The 18293-nt window shown below is 51.0% G+C and carries 18 protein-coding genes and 1 tRNA gene; 15 read left to right on the top strand and 4 right to left on the bottom strand.

The genetic code is table 11. The features are described 5' to 3' along the window. Window position 1 precedes the first annotated feature (1 nt). Window positions 2-661, top strand: coding sequence for a hemolysin III family protein (locus AAYN39_RS11620; RefSeq protein ID WP_000250289.1), 660 nt, complete (start codon window positions 2-4; stop codon window positions 659-661). A 115-nt stretch (window positions 662-776) separates the two neighbouring features. On the opposite strand, the gene ygfZ is transcribed toward AAYN39_RS11620, so the two are convergent. Then, window positions 777-1757: a tRNA-modifying protein YgfZ gene (gene ygfZ / locus AAYN39_RS11615; protein ID WP_000874170.1), complete on the bottom strand. Its 981-nt coding sequence runs from the start codon at window positions 1755-1757 to the stop codon at window positions 777-779. A 249-nt stretch (window positions 1758-2006) separates the two neighbouring features. Between ygfZ and sdhE the strand changes: the two genes are divergently transcribed. Continuing rightward, window positions 2007-2273 carry an FAD assembly factor SdhE gene (sdhE, locus tag AAYN39_RS11610; RefSeq protein WP_000351186.1) on the top strand — a complete coding sequence of 89 codons (267 nt, stop codon included), beginning with the start codon at window positions 2007-2009 and terminating at the stop codon, window positions 2271-2273. Beyond that, window positions 2254-2655 (top strand): protein YgfX, encoded by a 402-nt coding sequence (locus tag AAYN39_RS11605; protein ID WP_000244762.1) that lies wholly within the window; start codon window positions 2254-2256, stop codon window positions 2653-2655. The genes sdhE and AAYN39_RS11605 overlap by 20 nt, the downstream gene beginning before the upstream one ends. A gap of 64 nt (window positions 2656-2719) precedes the next feature. Here AAYN39_RS11605 and fldB read toward each other — a convergent pair whose 3' ends face one another. Continuing rightward, complete coding sequence (gene fldB, locus AAYN39_RS11600; protein ID WP_001055885.1) at window positions 2720-3241, bottom strand: flavodoxin FldB; 522 nt, start codon at window positions 3239-3241, stop codon at window positions 2720-2722. Window positions 3242-3353: 112 nt separating this feature from the next. Between fldB and xerD the strand changes: the two genes are divergently transcribed. The 5 genes from xerD (at window position 3354) to lysS (ending at window position 9456) form a co-directional block, all read left to right on the top strand. Then, on the top strand, window positions 3354-4250 hold the full coding sequence (gene xerD / locus AAYN39_RS11595; RefSeq protein WP_000434302.1) for a site-specific tyrosine recombinase XerD: 897 nt from the start codon (window positions 3354-3356) through the stop codon (window positions 4248-4250). Between the two features lie 23 nt (window positions 4251-4273). Continuing rightward, complete coding sequence (dsbC, locus tag AAYN39_RS11590; RefSeq protein WP_000745614.1) at window positions 4274-4987, top strand: bifunctional protein-disulfide isomerase/oxidoreductase DsbC; 714 nt, start codon at window positions 4274-4276, stop codon at window positions 4985-4987. A gap of 5 nt (window positions 4988-4992) precedes the next feature. Continuing rightward, window positions 4993-6726: a single-stranded-DNA-specific exonuclease RecJ gene (gene recJ, locus AAYN39_RS11585; protein WP_000813396.1), complete on the top strand. Its 1734-nt coding sequence runs from the start codon at window positions 4993-4995 to the stop codon at window positions 6724-6726. Window positions 6727-6830: 104 nt separating this feature from the next. Next, a protein-coding gene (gene prfB / locus AAYN39_RS11580; protein ID WP_010989230.1) for a peptide chain release factor 2 occupies window positions 6831-7929 on the top strand; the annotation gives its coding sequence in 2 pieces (ribosomal slippage) (window positions 6831-6905 and window positions 6907-7929; 1098 coding nt in all). Between the two features lie 9 nt (window positions 7930-7938). Further along, window positions 7939-9456, top strand: a complete 1518-nt coding sequence (gene lysS / locus AAYN39_RS11575; RefSeq protein ID WP_000003338.1) for a lysine--tRNA ligase — start codon at window positions 7939-7941, stop codon at window positions 9454-9456. A 75-nt stretch (window positions 9457-9531) separates the two neighbouring features. On the opposite strand, the gene idi is transcribed toward lysS, so the two are convergent. Then, a complete protein-coding gene (gene idi, locus AAYN39_RS11570; protein WP_000133998.1) occupies window positions 9532-10077 on the bottom strand; it encodes an isopentenyl-diphosphate Delta-isomerase in 546 nt (181 codons plus the stop codon). Between the two features lie 264 nt (window positions 10078-10341). Between idi and actS the strand changes: the two genes are divergently transcribed. The 7 genes from actS to AAYN39_RS11535 all read left to right on the top strand — a co-directional run bounded on the left by actS (window position 10342) and on the right by AAYN39_RS11535 (window position 16630). Then, window positions 10342-11100 (top strand): amidase activator ActS, encoded by a 759-nt coding sequence (gene actS / locus AAYN39_RS11565; RefSeq protein ID WP_000244328.1) that lies wholly within the window; start codon window positions 10342-10344, stop codon window positions 11098-11100. Window positions 11101-11179: 79 nt separating this feature from the next. After that, window positions 11180-11253: transfer RNA gene (locus AAYN39_RS11560), tRNA-Gly, on the top strand. A 134-nt stretch (window positions 11254-11387) separates the two neighbouring features. Continuing rightward, window positions 11388-13007 carry a site-specific integrase gene (locus AAYN39_RS11555; protein ID WP_014341476.1) on the top strand — a complete coding sequence of 540 codons (1620 nt, stop codon included), beginning with the start codon at window positions 11388-11390 and terminating at the stop codon, window positions 13005-13007. Between the two features lie 935 nt (window positions 13008-13942). Further along, on the top strand, window positions 13943-14662 hold the full coding sequence (locus tag AAYN39_RS11550) for a Rha family transcriptional regulator (protein WP_000082599.1): 720 nt from the start codon (window positions 13943-13945) through the stop codon (window positions 14660-14662). A 3-nt stretch (window positions 14663-14665) separates the two neighbouring features. Beyond that, complete coding sequence (locus AAYN39_RS11545; protein ID WP_000184036.1) at window positions 14666-14869, top strand: hypothetical protein; 204 nt, start codon at window positions 14666-14668, stop codon at window positions 14867-14869. A gap of 82 nt (window positions 14870-14951) precedes the next feature. Continuing rightward, window positions 14952-15407 carry a hypothetical protein gene (locus AAYN39_RS11540; RefSeq protein ID WP_223229661.1) on the top strand — a complete coding sequence of 152 codons (456 nt, stop codon included), beginning with the start codon at window positions 14952-14954 and terminating at the stop codon, window positions 15405-15407. A gap of 101 nt (window positions 15408-15508) precedes the next feature. Next, window positions 15509-16630 carry a hypothetical protein gene (locus AAYN39_RS11535; protein WP_000028980.1) on the top strand — a complete coding sequence of 374 codons (1122 nt, stop codon included), beginning with the start codon at window positions 15509-15511 and terminating at the stop codon, window positions 16628-16630. Between the two features lie 632 nt (window positions 16631-17262). Here AAYN39_RS11535 and AAYN39_RS11530 read toward each other — a convergent pair. Then, complete coding sequence (locus AAYN39_RS11530; RefSeq protein WP_077905073.1) at window positions 17263-18069, bottom strand: DUF1460 domain-containing protein; 807 nt, start codon at window positions 18067-18069, stop codon at window positions 17263-17265. Window positions 18070-18293: the final 224 nt, after the last annotated feature.

Raw genomic sequence — 18293 nt, 5'->3', positions numbered from 1 at the left:
TATGGTGCAAAAACCATTAATGACGCAGGGATATTCGCTGGCTGAGGAAATCGCCAACAGTATTAGCCACGGCATTGGATTGGTATTTGGTATTGTCGGCCTGGTGCTGTTGTTGGTTCAGGCGGTAGAGGCGAATGCGGGTATGACGGCTATCGCCAGCTACAGTTTATATGGCGGGAGCATGATCCTGCTTTTTCTTGCCTCAACGCTTTATCATGCCATTCCTCATCAGCGGGCAAAAATCTGGTTAAAGAAATTTGATCACTGCGCTATCTATCTGCTCATTGCCGGAACCTATACGCCATTTCTGCTGGTAGGTCTGGATTCGCCGCTGGCGCGCGGACTAATGATTGTGATCTGGAGCCTGGCGCTATTCGGTATCCTCTTCAAGTTGACGATTGCGCACCGATTTAAAGTGCTTTCACTGGTTACGTATCTGGCAATGGGCTGGCTGTCGCTGATAGTGGTTTATCAGTTGGCGATTAAGCTGGCGATAGGCGGCGTGACGCTGCTGGCGGTAGGTGGCGTCGTTTACTCGCTGGGCGTAATTTTCTATGTTTGCAAACGCATACCTTATAACCACGCCATCTGGCATGGCTTTGTGCTGGGCGGCAGCGTGTGCCACTTCCTGGCCATCTATTTGTATGTGGGACAGGCGTAATTCCCGGATGCCCGTGCCGGATGGCGGCGCTGTCGTACCTTATCCGGCCTACGAGAGCAGCACGTGCGAGCCTGATGGCGTTGCGCTATCAGGCTATCCGACTTTTAACGTGATATCACTCTTCCAACGAGTAAGGCAGCGGGACGATATGCAGGGTGTTGGCATCGTCGCGAACGCGGAAGACGCTTTCGGCTTCTAAATCGTTATTCATGACGGCCTGAACCAGTAACTGACCATCGTCCAACTGTGTCGCCGCCAGAATAGCGCCGGTACGACGCCAGTTCTCGCCCATCTGTAGCTCCAGATCTTCTCCTGCTTCCGGTACCCGGCTGGCTTTGCCCGCCAGCAACCAAAGCGCGCGTTTATTGGCGCCGCGGAATTTTGCCCGTGCGACCATCTCCTGTCCGGTGTAGCAGCCTTTCTTGAAGCTGATGCCGCCCAGCGCCTGTAGGTTAGTCGCCTGGGGGATAAACTGACCGCTGTTCGCCGCGTCAATCACCGGAATGCCTGCTTCAATATCCAACGCCAGCCACTGTTGACTGTTATTCAGTTCGGCTTCGCCATGCAACTTCTCCGTTAACATGTTGGCCGTCGCGACATCGGTGACAAGCAGGAATCGTTCCGCAGGATGTTCAAACCATAGCAGCGTGGAGGCGCCGTCTCTGACCACCTGATTTTCACTATTGGGCAGTTCGCTAAAGACATTAGCCAGCGCCGCGCGGGCCTGAAAACCGGCCACGCCAAGCAATACGCGTTCGTCATCCGGCGCGATGACTACTTTGGAAAATACGGCGTACTTTTTCAGCTCCGTTAATTGCGCTTCACGCACGCTACGGCGTTCAATCCAGGCGAAACCGTCGCGCTCACGGAACAGTCGCAGAGTGCTCCACATCTTACCTTTAGCATCGCAGTGGGCGGCGAGAAGGTGTTGCTGTTCAGTCATCTGGCTTACGTCAGCGGTGACCTGGCCCTGAATATACTTTTCACTGTCTACGCCGGTAATGGACGACAGCGCCCAGTCGTCAAGCGCGATCAGCGTCAGCGGCAGGCGGGCTGACGATGAGGGATGACGTGGTGGAAAGGAGATAAAAGCCATAAATAATGTCCTGGTTAGCTGCAACAATAATGGTTAATGGTAAAAGAGCCATCGGTCATTGCAAGTGCTTTAAATAGCCCATTGAAAGCGGATTGATCGTTTTGCGAGGTGGTATCCAAAACGGATGAACATATTGATTCCCAGCCTTCTATTTCGCGATCGCGTTCCAGATTACTGAGATTCCCGTAAAACAACGCCAAAAACACGTTACAATAGCCCGGTACTTCATTTTCGCGAGGCAGGAAGAACATGGATATTCACAATAAAGCACGTATTCACTGGGCATGTCGTCGCGGTATGCGCGAACTTGATATTTCCATCATGCCGTTTTTTGAACATGAGTACGATAGTTTAAGTGATGAAGAAAAGCGTATTTTTGTCCGTTTGTTGCAGAGTGATGACCCGGATTTATTTAACTGGTTAATGAATCACGGTAAACCGGCTGACGCTGAACTGGAACAGATGGTCCGACTCATTCAGACACGGAATCGGGAACGTGGTCCTGTGGCAATCTGATTTACGCGTCTCATGGCGCGCTCAGTGGATCTCATTGCTCCTTCATGGGCTGGTTGCCGCGGTGATTTTATTGATGCCCTGGCCGCTGAGTTATACCCCGTTATGGATGATACTACTGTCGCTGGTCGTGTTTGACTGTGTACGTAGCCAGCGCAGGATTAATACCTGCCAGGGAGAGATCAAGCTACTCATGGACGGGCGCTTACGCTGGCAGGGACAGGACTGGACGCTCTTGCGTCCTCCCTGGTTACTGAAGAGCGGGATGGTGTTGCGTTTACGCGCAGAGTCTGGACGTCATCAGCATTTATGGCTGGCGGCGGATAGCATGGAAGAAGCGGAATGGCGTGAGTTGCGTCGGATACTGTTACAGCAGCCGATATAGCGCCAACACTGACGGAACGACGCAAACGCGGTTCCGTCGAGAGGGAAATACAGCGAGTAAGGCTTCAGGCGTAGTGTTCGGCCATTTCGCCGAGAATTTGTTCACACCAGGTCTGTATACGCTCATCGCTGAGATCGTACTGGTTCGTTTCATCCAGCGCCAGGCCGACAAACAGTTGCCCATCCGCAATGACCGGTTTATTGCTGGTAAATTCGTAGCCTTCTGTGGGCCAGTAGCCGACAAATTTAACGCCTTTGAGGGCAAGTTTGTCATGCAACATACCCAGCGCATCCAGGAACCACTCGCCGTAGCCGAGTTGGTCGCCCATACCGTAAAGCGCAACGATTTTGCCTTCCAGATTGAGATCGTCCAGTTGCTCCCAGACGGCTTCCCAGTCCTCCTGAATTTCGCCAAAATCCCAGGTGGGGATGCCTAAAATGAGCACGTCGTACTGCTCCATTAAGGCGGGGGCGTCATCCTTGAGGTTATGTAATGTCACCAGCTCCGGGCCGAGGATATCGCGAATTTTCTCTGCGGCCATCTCGGTGTAGCACGTGCTGGAACCGTAAAAAAGACCCATGTTCATTACGTTACATCTCGATTCTGCTATAGCGTTGCGGGTAGTGTAACAGAATCGCTGCATTCACGGCACAATGAGGCATAATGCACCAAAAGTAAGCGTGAAGTAGGGAGCGCGAATGGAACAGGATTTAGCGCGTATTGAGCAGTTTCTGGATGCCCTGTGGCTGGAACGAAATCTGGCGGAAAATACATTAAGCGCGTATCGTCGCGATTTATCGATGGTCGTTGCGTGGTTGCATCATCGCGGAAAAACGCTTGCGACGGCGCAGGCTGATGATTTACAAACGCTATTGGCTGAACGGGTGGAGGGCGGATACAAAGCGACCAGCTCCGCACGCCTGTTAAGCGCTATGCGGCGCTTTTTCCAGCATCTGTACCGTGAAAAGTATCGTGAGGATGATCCGAGCGCACAGTTGGCCTCGCCTAAGCTTCCGCAGCGTTTACCGAAAGACCTTAGCGAGGCGCAGGTTGAACGGCTCTTGCAGGCGCCGCTTATTGATCAACCTTTGGAGTTGCGCGATAAAGCTATGTTGGAAGTGCTGTATGCCACCGGTTTGCGCGTGTCGGAACTGGTGGGGCTGACAATGAGCGATATCAGTCTGCGGCAGGGCGTGGTGCGGGTTATCGGTAAAGGCAATAAAGAGCGGTTGGTGCCGTTAGGCGAAGAGGCGGTATATTGGCTGGAAACGTATCTGGAGCATGGGCGTCCCTGGTTACTCAATGGCGTATCGATTGACGTATTATTCCCCAGTCAGCGTGCGCAGCAGATGACGCGACAGACCTTCTGGCACCGTATTAAACATTATGCGGTACTGGCTGGAATTGATAGCGAAAAACTATCGCCGCATGTTTTACGTCACGCTTTCGCCACGCATTTGCTGAATCACGGCGCCGACTTGCGCGTTGTACAAATGCTACTTGGGCATAGCGATCTTTCGACGACACAAATTTATACGCATGTCGCAACGGAGCGTTTGCGTCAACTTCATCAACAGCACCATCCGCGGGCATGAGTGCTGACAGGAAAGGATAGTTTATGAAAAAGCGTTTTATGATGTTCACTTTACTGGCGGCGGCGTTTTCAGGCGTGGCCCATGCGGATGATGCGGCTATCCGTCAGTCGCTGGCTAAGCTGGGCGTTCAGAGTACGGAAATTCAGGCCTCGCCAGTGGCAGGGATGAAAACCGTCCTCACTCACAGCGGCGTACTGTACGTCACTGACGACGGCAAACATATTATTCAAGGGCCGATGTATGACGTGAGCGGCGCGCATCCGGTAAATGTGACGAACAAACTGCTGATGAGCCAGCTAAATGCGCTGGAAAAAGAGATGATCGTCTATAAAGCGCCGGATGAGAAACATGTCATTACTGTTTTTACCGATATCACCTGCGGCTATTGTCATAAGCTACATGAAGAGATGAAAGATTATAACGCGCTGGGGATCACGGTACGTTATCTGGCTTTTCCGCGCCAGGGGCTGGAAAGCCAGGCGGAGCAGGATATGAAATCTATCTGGTGCGCCAAAGACAAAAACAAAGCGTTTGATGACGCCATGGCAGGTAAGGGCGTGAAACCGGCAAGCTGTGACGTGAACATTGCTGATCATTATGCGTTGGGCGTGCAGTTGGGCGTTAGCGGTACGCCAGCCATTGTATTGAGTAACGGCTATGTGGTGCCTGGCTATCAGGGACCGAAAGAGATGAAAGCGTTTCTTGATGAGCATCAAAAACAGACCAGTGGTAAATAATACGCGTGAAACAACAGAGACAACTTCGTCGGCGCGAGGCTGATGAGACGGCGGAACTCCCCGCCGATCTTCCTCCATTACTACGACGTCTATATGCCAGCCGGGGCGTTCGTAGCGCCCGCGAACTGGAGCGCAGCGTGAAAGGAATGCTGCCCTGGCAACAGCTTAGCGGCATAGATAACGCGGTGGAGATCCTCTACAACGCCTTTCGCGAAGGTACCCGCATTATTGTTGTTGGCGATTTTGACGCCGACGGCGCGACCAGTACTGCGCTAAGCGTATTGGGAATGCGTGCGTTGGGATGTGACAACATCAGTTATCTGGTGCCTAATCGCTTTGAGGACGGCTACGGTTTAAGCCCGGAAGTGGTCGATCAGGCGAAGGCGCGCGGCGCACAGCTTATCGTCACCGTAGACAACGGCATTTCATCCCACGCTGGCGTAGCGCATGCAAAGACGTTGAGGATTCCGGTGATCGTGACCGATCACCACCTGCCTGGCGACACGTTGCCGGATGCCGAAGCGATTATTAATCCCAATCTGCGCGACTGCGAATTCCCGTCTAAGTCGCTGGCGGGCGTCGGCGTGGCGTTTTACCTGATGCTGGCGTTGCGAACATTTTTGCGCGACAAAGGATGGTTCGACGAGCGCGGCATCGCGCCGCCGAATCTGGCGGAGCTGCTGGATTTAGTGGCGTTGGGAACGGTAGCAGACGTTGTGCCGCTGGACGCCAACAACCGTATTCTGACCTGGCAAGGGCTAAGTCGTATTCGTGCCGGGAAATGCCGTCCGGGAATTAAAGCGTTGCTGGAGATATCGAATCGCGATCCGCAGCAGCTTGCCGCCAGTGATTTAGGCTTCGCGTTGGGGCCTCGTCTGAATGCCGCCGGCAGGCTGGATGATATGTCCGTTGGCGTGGCGTTACTGTTGTGCGACAACCTCGGCGAAGCGCGTGTTCTGGCCAGCGAGCTGGATGCGCTTAACCAGACGCGCAAAGAAATAGAGCAGGGGATGCAGGCGGAAGCGCTTATCCTGTGCGAAAAGCTTGAGCGCAGTAGTGAAACGCTTCCGGGCGGTCTGGCGATGTATCATCCTGAATGGCATCAGGGCGTGGTCGGAATTCTGGCGTCGCGCATTAAAGAGCGTTTTCACCGCCCGGTGATCGCCTTTGCACCTGCGGGCGACGGCACGCTAAAAGGCTCAGGCCGTTCGATTCAGGGGTTGCATATGCGCGATGCGCTGGAAAGGCTGGATACGCTTTACCCTGATCTGATGATCAAGTTCGGCGGTCATGCGATGGCGGCGGGATTGTCGCTGGAAGAGCATAAATTCGAGCAGTTTCAGCAACGTTTTGGCGAGCTGGTGACGGAATGGCTCGATCCTGCCCTGTTGCAAGGCGAGGTGATCTCCGATGGTCCATTAAGCGCGGCGGAGATGTCTATGGAAGTGGCGCAACTGTTGCGGGATGCCGGACCGTGGGGGCAAATGTTCCCGGAACCGTTATTCGATGGTCGTTTCCGTCTGCTACAACAGCGTCTGGTGGGCGAGCGCCACCTCAAGGTGATGGTGGAGCCTGTCGGCGGCGGCCCGCTGTTGGATGGCATCGCATTTAATATTGATACGACCTGTTGGCCGGATAACGGCGTGCGGGAGGTAGAACTGGCTTATAAACTGGACATTAACGAGTTTCGCGGCAACCGTAGTTTACAGATTATTATCGATGATATTTGGCCGCTATGATCGGGGCGATTTAACAACACTTTCGCTGTAATTAAGGGGCGAAATCCGCTAATATTTCACCCTTATAACCGCATTTTGACAAGTCAAATAAAAGAAATCAGACCATGTTTGAAATTAACCCGGTGAATAACCGCATTCAGGACCTCACGGAACGCACCAACGTTCTTAGGGGGTATCTTTGACTACGATGCTAAGAAAGAGCGTCTGGAAGAAGTAAACGCCGAGCTGGAACAGCCGGATGTCTGGAACGAACCTGAGCGCGCGCAGGCGCTGGGAAAAGAACGTTCATCGCTCGAAGCGATTGTCGATACGCTTGATCAAATGACTCAGGGGCTGGACGACGTTTCCGGGCTGCTGGAACTAGCGGTAGAAGCTGACGACGAAGAGACGTTTAACGAAGCCGTCGCGGAACTGAATACGCTGGAAGAGAAGCTGGCGCAGTTGGAATTCCGCCGGATGTTCTCCGGCGAGTACGATAGCGCCGATTGCTATCTCGATATTCAGGCCGGTTCCGGTGGTACTGAAGCACAGGACTGGGCCAGCATGTTGCTGCGTATGTATCTGCGTTGGGCGGAAGCGCGCGGCTTCAAGACGGAAGTCATTGAAGAGTCGGAAGGGGAAGTCGCCGGCATTAAGTCCGCGACTATCAAAATCTCCGGCGAATATGCCTATGGCTGGCTGCGCACTGAAACCGGCGTACATCGTCTGGTGCGTAAAAGCCCGTTCGACTCCGGCGGTCGCCGTCATACCTCGTTTAGCTCCGCGTTTGTGTATCCGGAAGTGGACGACGATATCGATATCGACATTAACCCGGCGGATCTGCGTATCGACGTCTATCGCGCGTCTGGCGCAGGCGGTCAGCACGTTAACCGTACGGAATCCGCAGTGCGTATCACCCATATTCCCACCGGGATCGTGACGCAGTGCCAGAACGACCGTTCGCAGCACAAAAACAAAGACCAGGCCATGAAGCAGATGAAAGCGAAGCTTTATGAACTGGAGATGCAGAAAAAGAACGCTGAAAAACAGGCGATGGAAGACACTAAGTCTGATATCGGCTGGGGAAGCCAGATTCGTTCCTATGTCCTGGACGATTCCCGCATTAAAGACCTGCGTACTGGGGTGGAAACCCGCAATACACAGGCGGTACTGGACGGTAGTCTGGATCAATTTATCGAAGCAAGTTTGAAAGCAGGGCTATGAGGAATCAACATGTCTGAACAAAACGCACAGGGCGCTGACGAGGTAGTCGATCTTAACAATGAAATGAAGGCACGTCGCGAGAAGCTGGCTGCACTGCGTGAGCAGGGTATCCCGTTCCCGAACGATTTCCGTCGTGACCGTACCTCAGACCAACTGCACGCAGAGTTTGACGCGAAAGAAGCTGAAGAACTGGAAGCGCTGAATATTGAAGTGTCCGTCGCGGGCCGTATGATGACTCGCCGTATTATGGGTAAAGCCTCTTTTGTTACCCTGCAAGACGTAGGCGGCCGCATTCAGCTGTATGTGGCGCGCGATGATCTGCCGGAAGGCGTTTACAACGAGCAGTTCAAGAAGTGGGATCTTGGCGATATCCTCGGCGCGAAAGGTAAGCTGTTCAAAACCAAAACCGGCGAGCTGTCTATCCACTGCACCGAACTGCGCCTGCTGACGAAAGCGCTGCGTCCGTTGCCGGATAAATTCCACGGCCTGCAGGACCAGGAAGCGCGCTATCGCCAGCGTTATCTGGATCTCATCTCTAACGATGAATCCCGTAATACCTTCAAAACCCGTTCGAAGATCCTGGCCGGTATTCGCCAGTTTATGGTTGCTCGCGGCTTTATGGAAGTCGAAACGCCGATGATGCAGGTGATCCCAGGCGGCGCGTCTGCCCGTCCGTTTATCACCCATCACAACGCGCTGGATCTGGACATGTACCTGCGTATCGCGCCAGAACTGTACCTGAAGCGTCTGGTGGTTGGCGGCTTCGAACGCGTATTCGAAATTAACCGTAACTTCCGTAACGAAGGCATCTCCGTGCGCCATAATCCTGAGTTCACCATGATGGAACTCTATATGGCGTATGCGGACTACAAAGACCTGATCGAGCTGACTGAGTCTCTGTTCCGTACGCTGGCGCAGGATGTTCTGGGCACCACCCAGGTTCCATACGGTGATGAAGTGTTTGACTTCGGTAAGCCGTTCGAAAAACTGACCATGCATGAAGCGATCAAGAAATATCGTCCGGAAACGGATATGGCTGATCTGGACAACTTCGACTCCGCGAAGGCGATTGCTGAAAGCATCGGCATTCACGTCGAGAAGAGCTGGGGTCTGGGCCGTATCGTCACCGAGATCTTTGACGAAGTCGCTGAAGCGCATCTGATTCAGCCGACCTTCATCACCGAATATCCGGCTGAAGTGTCTCCGCTGGCGCGTCGTAATGATGTGAACCCGGAAATCACTGACCGCTTCGAGTTCTTTATCGGCGGTCGTGAAATCGGCAATGGCTTTAGCGAGTTGAACGATGCGGAAGACCAGGCGCAGCGTTTCCTGGATCAGGTTAATGCAAAAGCGGCGGGCGACGACGAAGCCATGTTCTACGACGAAGACTACGTGACGGCGCTGGAACACGGTTTACCGCCGACAGCGGGTCTGGGAATTGGTATCGACCGTATGGTGATGCTGTTTACTAACAGCCACACGATTCGCGACGTTATTCTGTTCCCGGCGATGCGTCCGGTGAAATAAGATGTAAATTGCCGGATGGGGCATTAGCCGCCATCCGGCATCTCTTCGTTCAGACGTAGCGCCATCAGGCAATCTTTAACGCTGGCAGTAATTGAGCAGTCGTTTACGCGCTTGTTCGTCTGACGCTTGCATGACCATCCACGGGCTAAATGCCCACGGCGTAGCGAGAAGGCTTTGCCATACGCTTTTAAATTCGCTCCACTGATAGTCCATCACCTCTTCGCTGTTAACCTGTAACACACTGGTTGCCCGCGCGGCAAATACCGGACAGACTTCATTTTCCACAATACCGTTTGGATCTGTCGCCCGATAGCTGAAGTGCGGATAGACGGGGGTGAGATCGGTAATTTCCACGCCGAGTTCGAACCGACAACGGCGGATGATCGCCTCTTCGGTGGTTTCGCCTTGTTGCGGATGACCGCAAACCGAATTCGTCCACACGCCTGGCCAGGCTTTCTTGCTCAGCGACCGTCGTGTTACCAGCAATTGGCCATCTTCGTTAAATAGCCAGCAGGAGAAAGCCAGATGCAAAGGCGTATTAAGCGTATGAGCCGCATACTTTTCCAGTGTGCCGGAAGGCTTATCCTGCTCATCCAATAAAACGACATGTTCCTCAGTCATGAAAGCTCCTGAAAATTAAAATGACCCGGCAGCATGGCCAGGCCATATACTCAGACGATCAGCGTAGCGCATAACAGAAAGAAAGGCATTACCAAAACAGGCCCTGACAGAACGCAGACGAGCGCTATTGTGCCGTGATTCGATATTATGCTGGCATATCGGATATTCGCGGCATCATCATCCACACGGACCCTTTCCGGCGTCAATGGATTGGGCATACGGCATTTGGCTGCTATCATAAGGCGTCTGTCAATAGAGTGAGGAATGGTTTTGAGCGCAGGACGCCTGAACAAAAATAGCCTGGGTATTGCGGTGCTGTTATGCACAGGGCTGCTGCTGGCGGGGTGTTCCAGTAATTCCGGCTCAGGAACGTATTCCGGCTCCGTCTATACCGTTAAGCGCGGCGATACGTTGTATCGTATATCGCGCGCTACGGGAACCAGCGTGAAAGAACTGGCCCGACTGAATGGCATTTCTCCGCCTTATACTATTGAGGTGGGGCAGCGAATTAAAGTGCGCGGCAGCGCAAAGAGTAGCAGTTCAACACGCAAAACCAGCAATAAAACAGCAACAAAAACTGCTGCGGTCAGACCGTCATCTTCGGTGCCAAAATCCTCCTGGCCGCCGGTGGGGCAGCGTTGTTGGGTATGGCCTGCTAACGGTAAAGTGATTTTACCTTATTCCACCGCGGAGGGCGGAAATAAGGGGATCGATATTGCGGGCGCGCGCGGAACGCCTGTTTATGCGGCGGGAGCGGGTAAAGTTGTCTATGTCGGGAACCAGCTGCGCGGTTACGGCAATCTCATCATGATTAAGCACAATGAAGATTACATTACGGCTTACGCTCATAATGACACCATGCTGGTTAATAATGGACAAAGCGTTAAAGCGGGGCAAAAAATCGCTACGATGGGCAGCACGGATGCCGCATCCGTAAGACTACACTTCCAGATTCGCTACCGGGCGACGGCCATCGATCCGCTGCGTTATCTGCCGCCGCAGGGGAGTAAACCGAAGTGCTGACGGCGAATTAATCGCCAGTCAGCCAGTAAGTCTCTTGCCAACCAGAGCGTAAGGTTTATAATGCCTTACGCATCTCAAAGCGGGCGTAGTTCAATGGTAGAACGAGAGCTTCCCAAGCTCTATACGAGGGTTCGATTCCCTTCGCCCGCTCCATGACCTTTCTTAAAGTACTCCAACCTACTGAATCCTAAGGGATACGGCTTTAAGCCTTCCGCTAGTTTTACTCACTGTAACCAACACTGTAACTAAATTTGTTGAAATAGTGAGCAGACTTAAGATCTCAGTACATGCTCAACTCAAAAACCTATCTTTATCAGCGCAATGGCGTCTTTTATATCCGCCTCAGGATGAAGTCCACAGATCGCCTGACCGTTTCACATCCTTCCCATAGCCGTTATAAAATAGCGTCAGTATCACTACGGACTAAGGATAGACGTACAGCTATGGCTTACTCACGGCATATCAAGGCAGCACTTAGGGCAATCCATGCAGACAGACCCAACGCCTCCTATGAGGAAATGAGGGAACACCTGAGGGACATCGCAGAGTGGGAGTTGTCTACAGGTCGTTCAGACCTCTTCGAGCCAGATATGAGAGATCTATACCGTGACCAGTATGGGGAAGTGGGAGAGAATCTTGTCCATAGCGAGCCACTGACTATTGACCAGCATCGCTATATTAATGAGGCTCTTAATGTACTCAAGGCCTGCATGAAGCGCATTGAAGCGGGAGATAGCCAGCCACTTATAGATTATATAGATGGATTTGATGCTGCTGCTGGTGCTAATGACCAAGCCTCTGCAACTCTATCTGTTAGTGCTCCCCAAAAAACAAGCATTACTGAAGGCAAACACTGCGTAACCGTTGCTTCTCTCTTTGAGCAGTACGAGCAGGAAAACGCCCAGAACTGGAAGCCAGCAACATTACGAGAAAACAAAGCTTCTCATGCTGCGTTAATCGAGGTTTTTGATTATCTGGGCCTCAATGCTGACGCCAATGTGTTAGCTCGTGCGGATATGCTTAGGGTTCGGGATATCCTCCAGCAATTGCCGAAGAATCGTAAGCAGCGTTTCAAAGATGTTCCGTTGGTTGACCTGCTAGGTCGTGAGGATAAAACCGATTGTCTGGATATTGTTACCATCAATAATAAATATCTCATTAAGATGGCGGCTGTTTTCAAGTGGGCCGTGCGTAATGACCTGATTAAAAAGAATATGACAGAAGGGCTAGAGCTTAAGGTTCCCCAGCGTAAAGCCTCTGAGGCGCGTAATGCTTTCTCTACGGAGCAGGTAGGACAACTACTGGCTGCCGCCCAAGTTTACTCACAGAGACCTTCTGGTAAGCCGTATCATTATTATGTTACCGCCTTGGCTGCTATCACTGGGGCGAGACTCAATGAAATAGCCCAACTACAGGTCAAAGACGTCAGGACCACTGAGGCGGGAACCGTTTATATTCATATCAATGAAGACGATAGTAGTCTACCCGGTAAGAGCATCAAGAACGCTCATAGTGACCGCTGTGTGCCTCTGGTCGATGGGGCCTATGGTTTTATATTGGCTGACTTTATGAGGTTGGTTGAGACCCGTAGAGGCGCTGATGGTGATGACGCTATGGTGTTCGATGGTCTTCGCCTCATGAAGAACGGTTACGGTGAGCAGGTGAGTAAATGGTTTAATCGGACGTTGTTGCCTAAAGTCCTCGCAGATCGTAGCGGCTTAGCGTTTCACTCGTTTAGACATACAGTTGCGACCCAGTTAAAACAACATGGGGTCGAGTTGGCGTATGCACAGGCGATCATGGGGCATAGTTCAGGGTCTATTACTTACGACCGTTATGCTAAAGAGGTTGAGGTTGATAGGCTGGTCAATGTGATGGCTGATGTTTATAAGGAGATTGTGGGGTAACCAAGCTGTCCCCCCCCGGGGAGATTTGCCTTGAGGCTGACCATAGTCGATGACCATATTGCTACAGGCCTGTGTGGTCATGTTTTTGACTCACAGTTTTCACTACTTGTCAAGGATTTCTAATACGACTCACTATAGGGAGAAGGGACACAAAAAGTTTTCTCTCTTTCTCTCTCTTCTGGGACACTTGCTACTACTACTACAGGTAGCTCTAACTCTAACTCTAACCGTAACTTATCGCATCCTTTCAGGGGCGGGATGACCAATTACAGACACCAAGCGTTCTACTTAAAGTGAATGCTTCCTGTGTGCTCTGGGTCAGTCGATAAGTGAATAGCAATAGACATCATATTAAATATGGTCTCTACCCTACAGGGGCTTAACTTAAAGTTAACTTAAAGACACAATTAAAGATTAACTTATAGTATTAACTTATAGTTTACTTAAAGACACAATTAAAGATTAACTCTAAGGGAATACCTTAAGAGGTGATGATATTTATAACAATCAATCACCAAACCTATAGGTCTCCTCAAGGCATTACCCCAGAAGCTAACTGTATGGCCCTGTATGGTCCTGTACTCCATTCTTTAGGATGCCATGTAGTTTCGTATGGCCTGATGCCTAGCGTGGCTCAGAGACCCTTGAGAGACCCTCCCAGTAGTAAATCAATACGAATCAATACGAATCAATACGACTTACTAATAGGAGACACACTCCGAACCACTCACCACGTGTCTCTCAAAGTTCCACCTCTCGCGCTTCACCATACAGTAGCTCCGCACAGCTACGACACAATCATCGTCATTCATTCATTCAATCTCAAAGTCATTCTGTTTGCATCCTGTTGTCCTGCTGGTCTCCCTTCGCTTGGGGACTTTGAGTAGGTCAGTGGGGGTGCGACTTCAGGGTGCAAACAAAAAGGAAATCAAGCTATGTCTCAACAAGAAATCAGCATCATTAACCTCGACCAGCTTGTGTCCATGACCTCAGTTGAAATTGCTGAGCTGACAGGCAAGGAGCACCGAAATGTCCTTCGTGATATTCGCAATATGGTTGAGGAGCTTAACGCACTCAAAACTGAGCACTGCTCAAAACTGAGCAGTCCTATAGGGGTGATTGAAGATGTCTATCTAAATGCGCAGGGGAAACAGCAGCCTCTGTACCGTCTCGACCGTAAGCATACTTTTATTCTGGTCGCTGGCTATTCTGTTCACCTACGCGCCAAGTGTTACGACCATATTCAGACGTTAGAACGTCGAGTTCTTCAACTGGAAGACCAGAAGAAACGAGCAGCCATTCAGTCAGCTAATCGTCGAGGCGTGACTTGGGGCGATTACTGCAAGGCCAATGGTCTACCCGCTCAGAAACTGATGACCATCCTTAAGAAAGAGCGCAAGCTGTTCCGAGTACATTCAAGCAGTGGCGAGTGGTCAGTCAATCCAAACTATGTGGAGTACTTTCGAATTATCAAACCTACTGACCATCGATTCAACCCAAACGGTATAAACATTCGGTTTAACGCTAAGGGGCTGGAGTTCTTCAGCCGACCTGAAAACGTACTCAAGATGCACAGAAAGGTCATAGCGGTTCATGGAAGCGACGCTGCTAAACAGCAACACATACAGGCAGTAGCAAAGCTGGAGGGGAGGTAATTCATGACTAATAACACAAATGACACAATCAAGATTGACCCAAGGACACCAGAAGGCCGTAAGGCGTTACGCCTGATGGTGGTACCCCCCAAGGCACTGATAGCTACTCTGGGTCTGCCTGCCAAGGAAAACCGCCCGTATTACTCTAAAGCTGCCCTCTGTCTCATGGCGGTTGACGCAGGGCTGACCCCAAGAGATTTCATGTAATTAACCCACTAGCACAGCTAGCACCACCTTTTGAACTGACCAAGATACGGGGAGACGCCGTAGGAATACCTATGGAAGACCGATGAGTTTAATCCTTTTAAAACATCTTTTCAAAGGAGAAACAAACATGTCTATTTCTTATCGCAAACTGGATATCGCACTGAGCGCTGACAAAGAAACTGTACTGGTATTCGGTCAGGAGCTATCCACTAAGTATTTCACCGAAATTGTCGTTACAACCATGCTGAACAGTACAGGCTCTGACATGGCGAACTCAAATCGTATTCTTAACGATATTCACGCCGCTGGTCTTGATGCAGGTGATTACGGCAAGTATTCCCGCTGGTGGGCTCAAAGCAACGCACAGGAGCGCCAAGAGGCTGAACGCCGACGTAAAGAAGCTAAGGCACATCAAGAACGTATGGCTGCTATTCATGCGACACCAGAAGAGATTGCTAAGGCGGTCGCTGAACGTAAAGCCCGAGAGGAAGCATTGATTAAACGCTTCGGCAATAAAGGGGCCGCTTTCGGGCTGTAACTGATAACTTTCGGTGGCGCTGCTTGGATTCTGAGATAAGACCAATGGTGTCACCAGTTACTTTTTACGTAGTGCATTCATACAATAAGGAGATATTCATCGTGTCTATTACAAATCAAATTAACAAAGCATCCTCACTGGCTTCTCTGCGTCAGCCTCAGCGAGATAAAGACGGTCAAATCATTAAGGGGTCTATATGGGGCACTGACATCTCACGCACTGACTATGTTCAGATGACCAATGGTCAAGACGCCCAAGTTCTCAACGTAGGCTTTACGGACCGCTCAGGCCGTCCGATGGCCTTCGGGAATGATTCACATGATTTTGTTCAGGCGCTGGAGGACTCTTTGGATGAGACCTTCAATGATGGAGACTTCCGCACTGCTGTAATGGAGAATGTCTTCCCTTGTGAGTTTCGCCCATACGGCACTGACCCTACGCCTATTCGCCGTCAGGCTCTCCAGAATCGCACCGTCCGCTTTAAGCATAATGGCGCGTTTAATCCAGCTAAGGATGCTCCGTCTACCACAGCCATCAAAGGGGCAAGCGTAACTGTCACCCCAGTGTTGAACCCTGAGACCAATAAGACGGGCATCCTGTGTTCTGCTGCTACTCATGTATCTGACTTCGATATGATGGGCGGTTGGACCGAGGGGGCATTAATCCAGACTGTAGGTGATATGCAGGTTCAATACAGCCGCCAGATGTTCGCCGCTGTGGTCGATGTCCTGAAAGATACGCCAGACCTTCAAATCATTGAGGCAGCCCCACTAAGTGGTAAACCGTCTGATCAAGCTGAAGATCTTCTGGATACATTAGCGTTGAATCTTCCGGTCGAGTTGGGAAATACACTGAGCGATTACGCTGTATTGGTCCCTGAGAGACTTGAGGCAATCTTGGACCGAGCCGCTCAACGCGCAGGTCATGAGGATATTAGTGAGCTATTGGGCTGCACTGTATGCAGCTATGCGGGCGATGATACAGGTGTCTATCTCCTGCCTAAGCGGTTCGCTTCTATCTCTTTCAGGTCAACTAAAGACGCTAAGACGGTAGATGTCAAAGTGACCCGAAATAGTAACACTGCTGGGTATGACCTTGAGTTAATCAGTGTGGTCGATGTGTTGGCTACTGGTTCCGTTAAGGTGAAAGCAGGTGAGTTTGACGTTGAGAAAGACGCCTCTTTCCCGTTGATACATGTTATTCGGTTTACTACCCCAGAGTAACTATAAACCCTGAGTGAACATAAGGAGTACATCCATGAGCTTACAGGAGTTGTTTGAGCTCGTCCTCTGTGTCCACTTGGTCTGCCAGATGCTCTACAGGGAGTGATAGATAATAACAATCAGCAGTATGCCCGCAATAGCTATTGCTCTGGTGCTTACAGGTCTTCACTTTGCGGTCGGTGGGGGCTGGTGGCGGTAGGTTATGACCTTGTATTAAAAAATCTCACAAAAATCTCTGTAGGTATCTAATAGACAAAGGTCGGTGCCTCTCCCCCCTTGGCCCCTTTCAAGTCTGGACGATTGGGGCCACTGTCTTAAAGTTAGGACTTCGGTTACTCGTTCCAGAGTCACGAGAGGACTTGACCAGAGTCACGAGAGGACTTGACCAGAGATAAATTAATGTGTAACCATAACTGTAACCACAAGGATTCATCATCCTTTAGGAAGCAAATGGTTAGCGGCTGATTATCTTCGATACCTCGATTCCCTTCGCCCGCTCCAGACAAATATCTTCTAGTATTTACTAAATCCACGAATTTACAGCAATTTTCCGTGTCGGCCCCACAGTACACAGGGTTTCAATACCTATGTCGGACGGCTATTATCAGCTGGCGACTCCGGTAATGACTTTATCATTCAGCCCGCAGCACAACGATGCCCAGTCTGGAATGCATGTATTCCATAAACGGTGTGTCCACCACTTTTCTGTTTGCGGCCAATGAGGAGGCGTTCCTGAACCACACCTGTTCATCATGGCGAACTACGATACCCACATGTGAAACGTCCAGCCCGTCAAGCGGGGAGTAGACACCGATATAATCCCCGTTTTTTAGGTGGTTCATGACCTGCTGGTTGATGGCTCTTCCGGGAATGTAATTTATTTTACGAGGATGGATGCCCAGACCAGGAATGTACTCGCCGCCATCAGGTTTATGGTTAAGCTGCTTGTCAACAACGACATAATCAGGGCTGATATCCGGCGTTACATCCCGTGCATTACGCGGTGCTGCGGCGAACCAGTCAGAGAAGAAGTGCCGGCGGCTGAGATAAGCAACTTTGCCCGCGGCGTAGCGAGTCCTGGCAAGATTATGCAGAAACGATTTCTGATTATCGCTGCGGGCCAGGGCTTCAACGTAATCAGCCAGGGTAAAGCAGTCCACGCCGTTGAAATTCGCTACAAGGACTTCGGGGATGCCGGGCCCACCGATGAGCGTATCCGCCTGATAAGGTGTTCCGAGAAAAGCAGACGATACGCGGCTGATAACTTCTCCATGGTTTTCGCCTTTATAAGGAATGACATCCGACTGGATAATCCGGCTTATTTTTTCTGCCGTAACGCTGTCCATGCTGGTCTGATATTTTTCTGTGCCAGGGACGGCACAGGCCGTCAGATGCGCCGACATAAGCAAAATTGTCCATGCATTTACCTTCATTATCATCTCCGGAAAGGTTCAAATCCCTTTTTTACCTTTACCGGAAATGGTTGTGATGGATACAGAAAAACGCCAGAGGTTGATTACAGGTTGAGTAATATGAACGCTGATGATGATAAATGTGAAGATCATCATACGACTTTATTCGCCGTTGTTTTTTGCCTGATCGTCAAAGCCAACATGCCCCTTCAGGCTGGCTTATAAGTCAGAGTGTAGATTGCGACGTGTCC

Source organism: Salmonella sp. K21076 (assembly GCF_039650795.1).
In the GTDB taxonomy this organism is placed as follows: domain Bacteria; phylum Pseudomonadota; class Gammaproteobacteria; order Enterobacterales; family Enterobacteriaceae; genus Salmonella; species Salmonella enterica.
The sequence above is the reverse complement of the archived record's forward strand: the minus strand, read 5'-3'. Positions and strand labels throughout refer to the sequence as shown.

What these genes read in the sequence shown, in the direction of transcription:
- sdhE (WP_000351186.1), top strand. Translation starts at nt 2,007, where the DNA reads ATGGATATTCACAATAAAGCACGTATTCACTGGGCATGTCGTCGCGGT.
- AAYN39_RS11550 (WP_000082599.1), top strand. Translation starts at nt 13,943, where the DNA reads ATGTCTCAACAAGAAATCAGCATCATTAACCTCGACCAGCTTGTGTCC.
- AAYN39_RS11555 (WP_014341476.1), top strand. Translation starts at nt 11,388, where the DNA reads ATGCTCAACTCAAAAACCTATCTTTATCAGCGCAATGGCGTCTTTTAT.
- AAYN39_RS11530 (WP_077905073.1), bottom strand. Translation starts at nt 18,069, where the DNA reads ATGATAATGAAGGTAAATGCATGGACAATTTTGCTTATGTCGGCGCAT.
- AAYN39_RS11620 (WP_000250289.1), top strand. Translation starts at nt 2, where the DNA reads ATGGTGCAAAAACCATTAATGACGCAGGGATATTCGCTGGCTGAGGAA.
- idi (WP_000133998.1), bottom strand. Translation starts at nt 10,077, where the DNA reads ATGACTGAGGAACATGTCGTTTTATTGGATGAGCAGGATAAGCCTTCC.
- AAYN39_RS11545 (WP_000184036.1), top strand. Translation starts at nt 14,666, where the DNA reads ATGACTAATAACACAAATGACACAATCAAGATTGACCCAAGGACACCA.
- fldB (WP_001055885.1), bottom strand. Translation starts at nt 3,241, where the DNA reads ATGAACATGGGTCTTTTTTACGGTTCCAGCACGTGCTACACCGAGATG.
- ygfZ (WP_000874170.1), bottom strand. Translation starts at nt 1,757, where the DNA reads ATGGCTTTTATCTCCTTTCCACCACGTCATCCCTCATCGTCAGCCCGC.
- actS (WP_000244328.1), top strand. Translation starts at nt 10,342, where the DNA reads ATGGTTTTGAGCGCAGGACGCCTGAACAAAAATAGCCTGGGTATTGCG.
- xerD (WP_000434302.1), top strand. Translation starts at nt 3,354, where the DNA reads ATGGAACAGGATTTAGCGCGTATTGAGCAGTTTCTGGATGCCCTGTGG.
- lysS (WP_000003338.1), top strand. Translation starts at nt 7,939, where the DNA reads ATGTCTGAACAAAACGCACAGGGCGCTGACGAGGTAGTCGATCTTAAC.
- AAYN39_RS11540 (WP_223229661.1), top strand. Translation starts at nt 14,952, where the DNA reads ATGAGTTTAATCCTTTTAAAACATCTTTTCAAAGGAGAAACAAACATG.
- dsbC (WP_000745614.1), top strand. Translation starts at nt 4,274, where the DNA reads ATGAAAAAGCGTTTTATGATGTTCACTTTACTGGCGGCGGCGTTTTCA.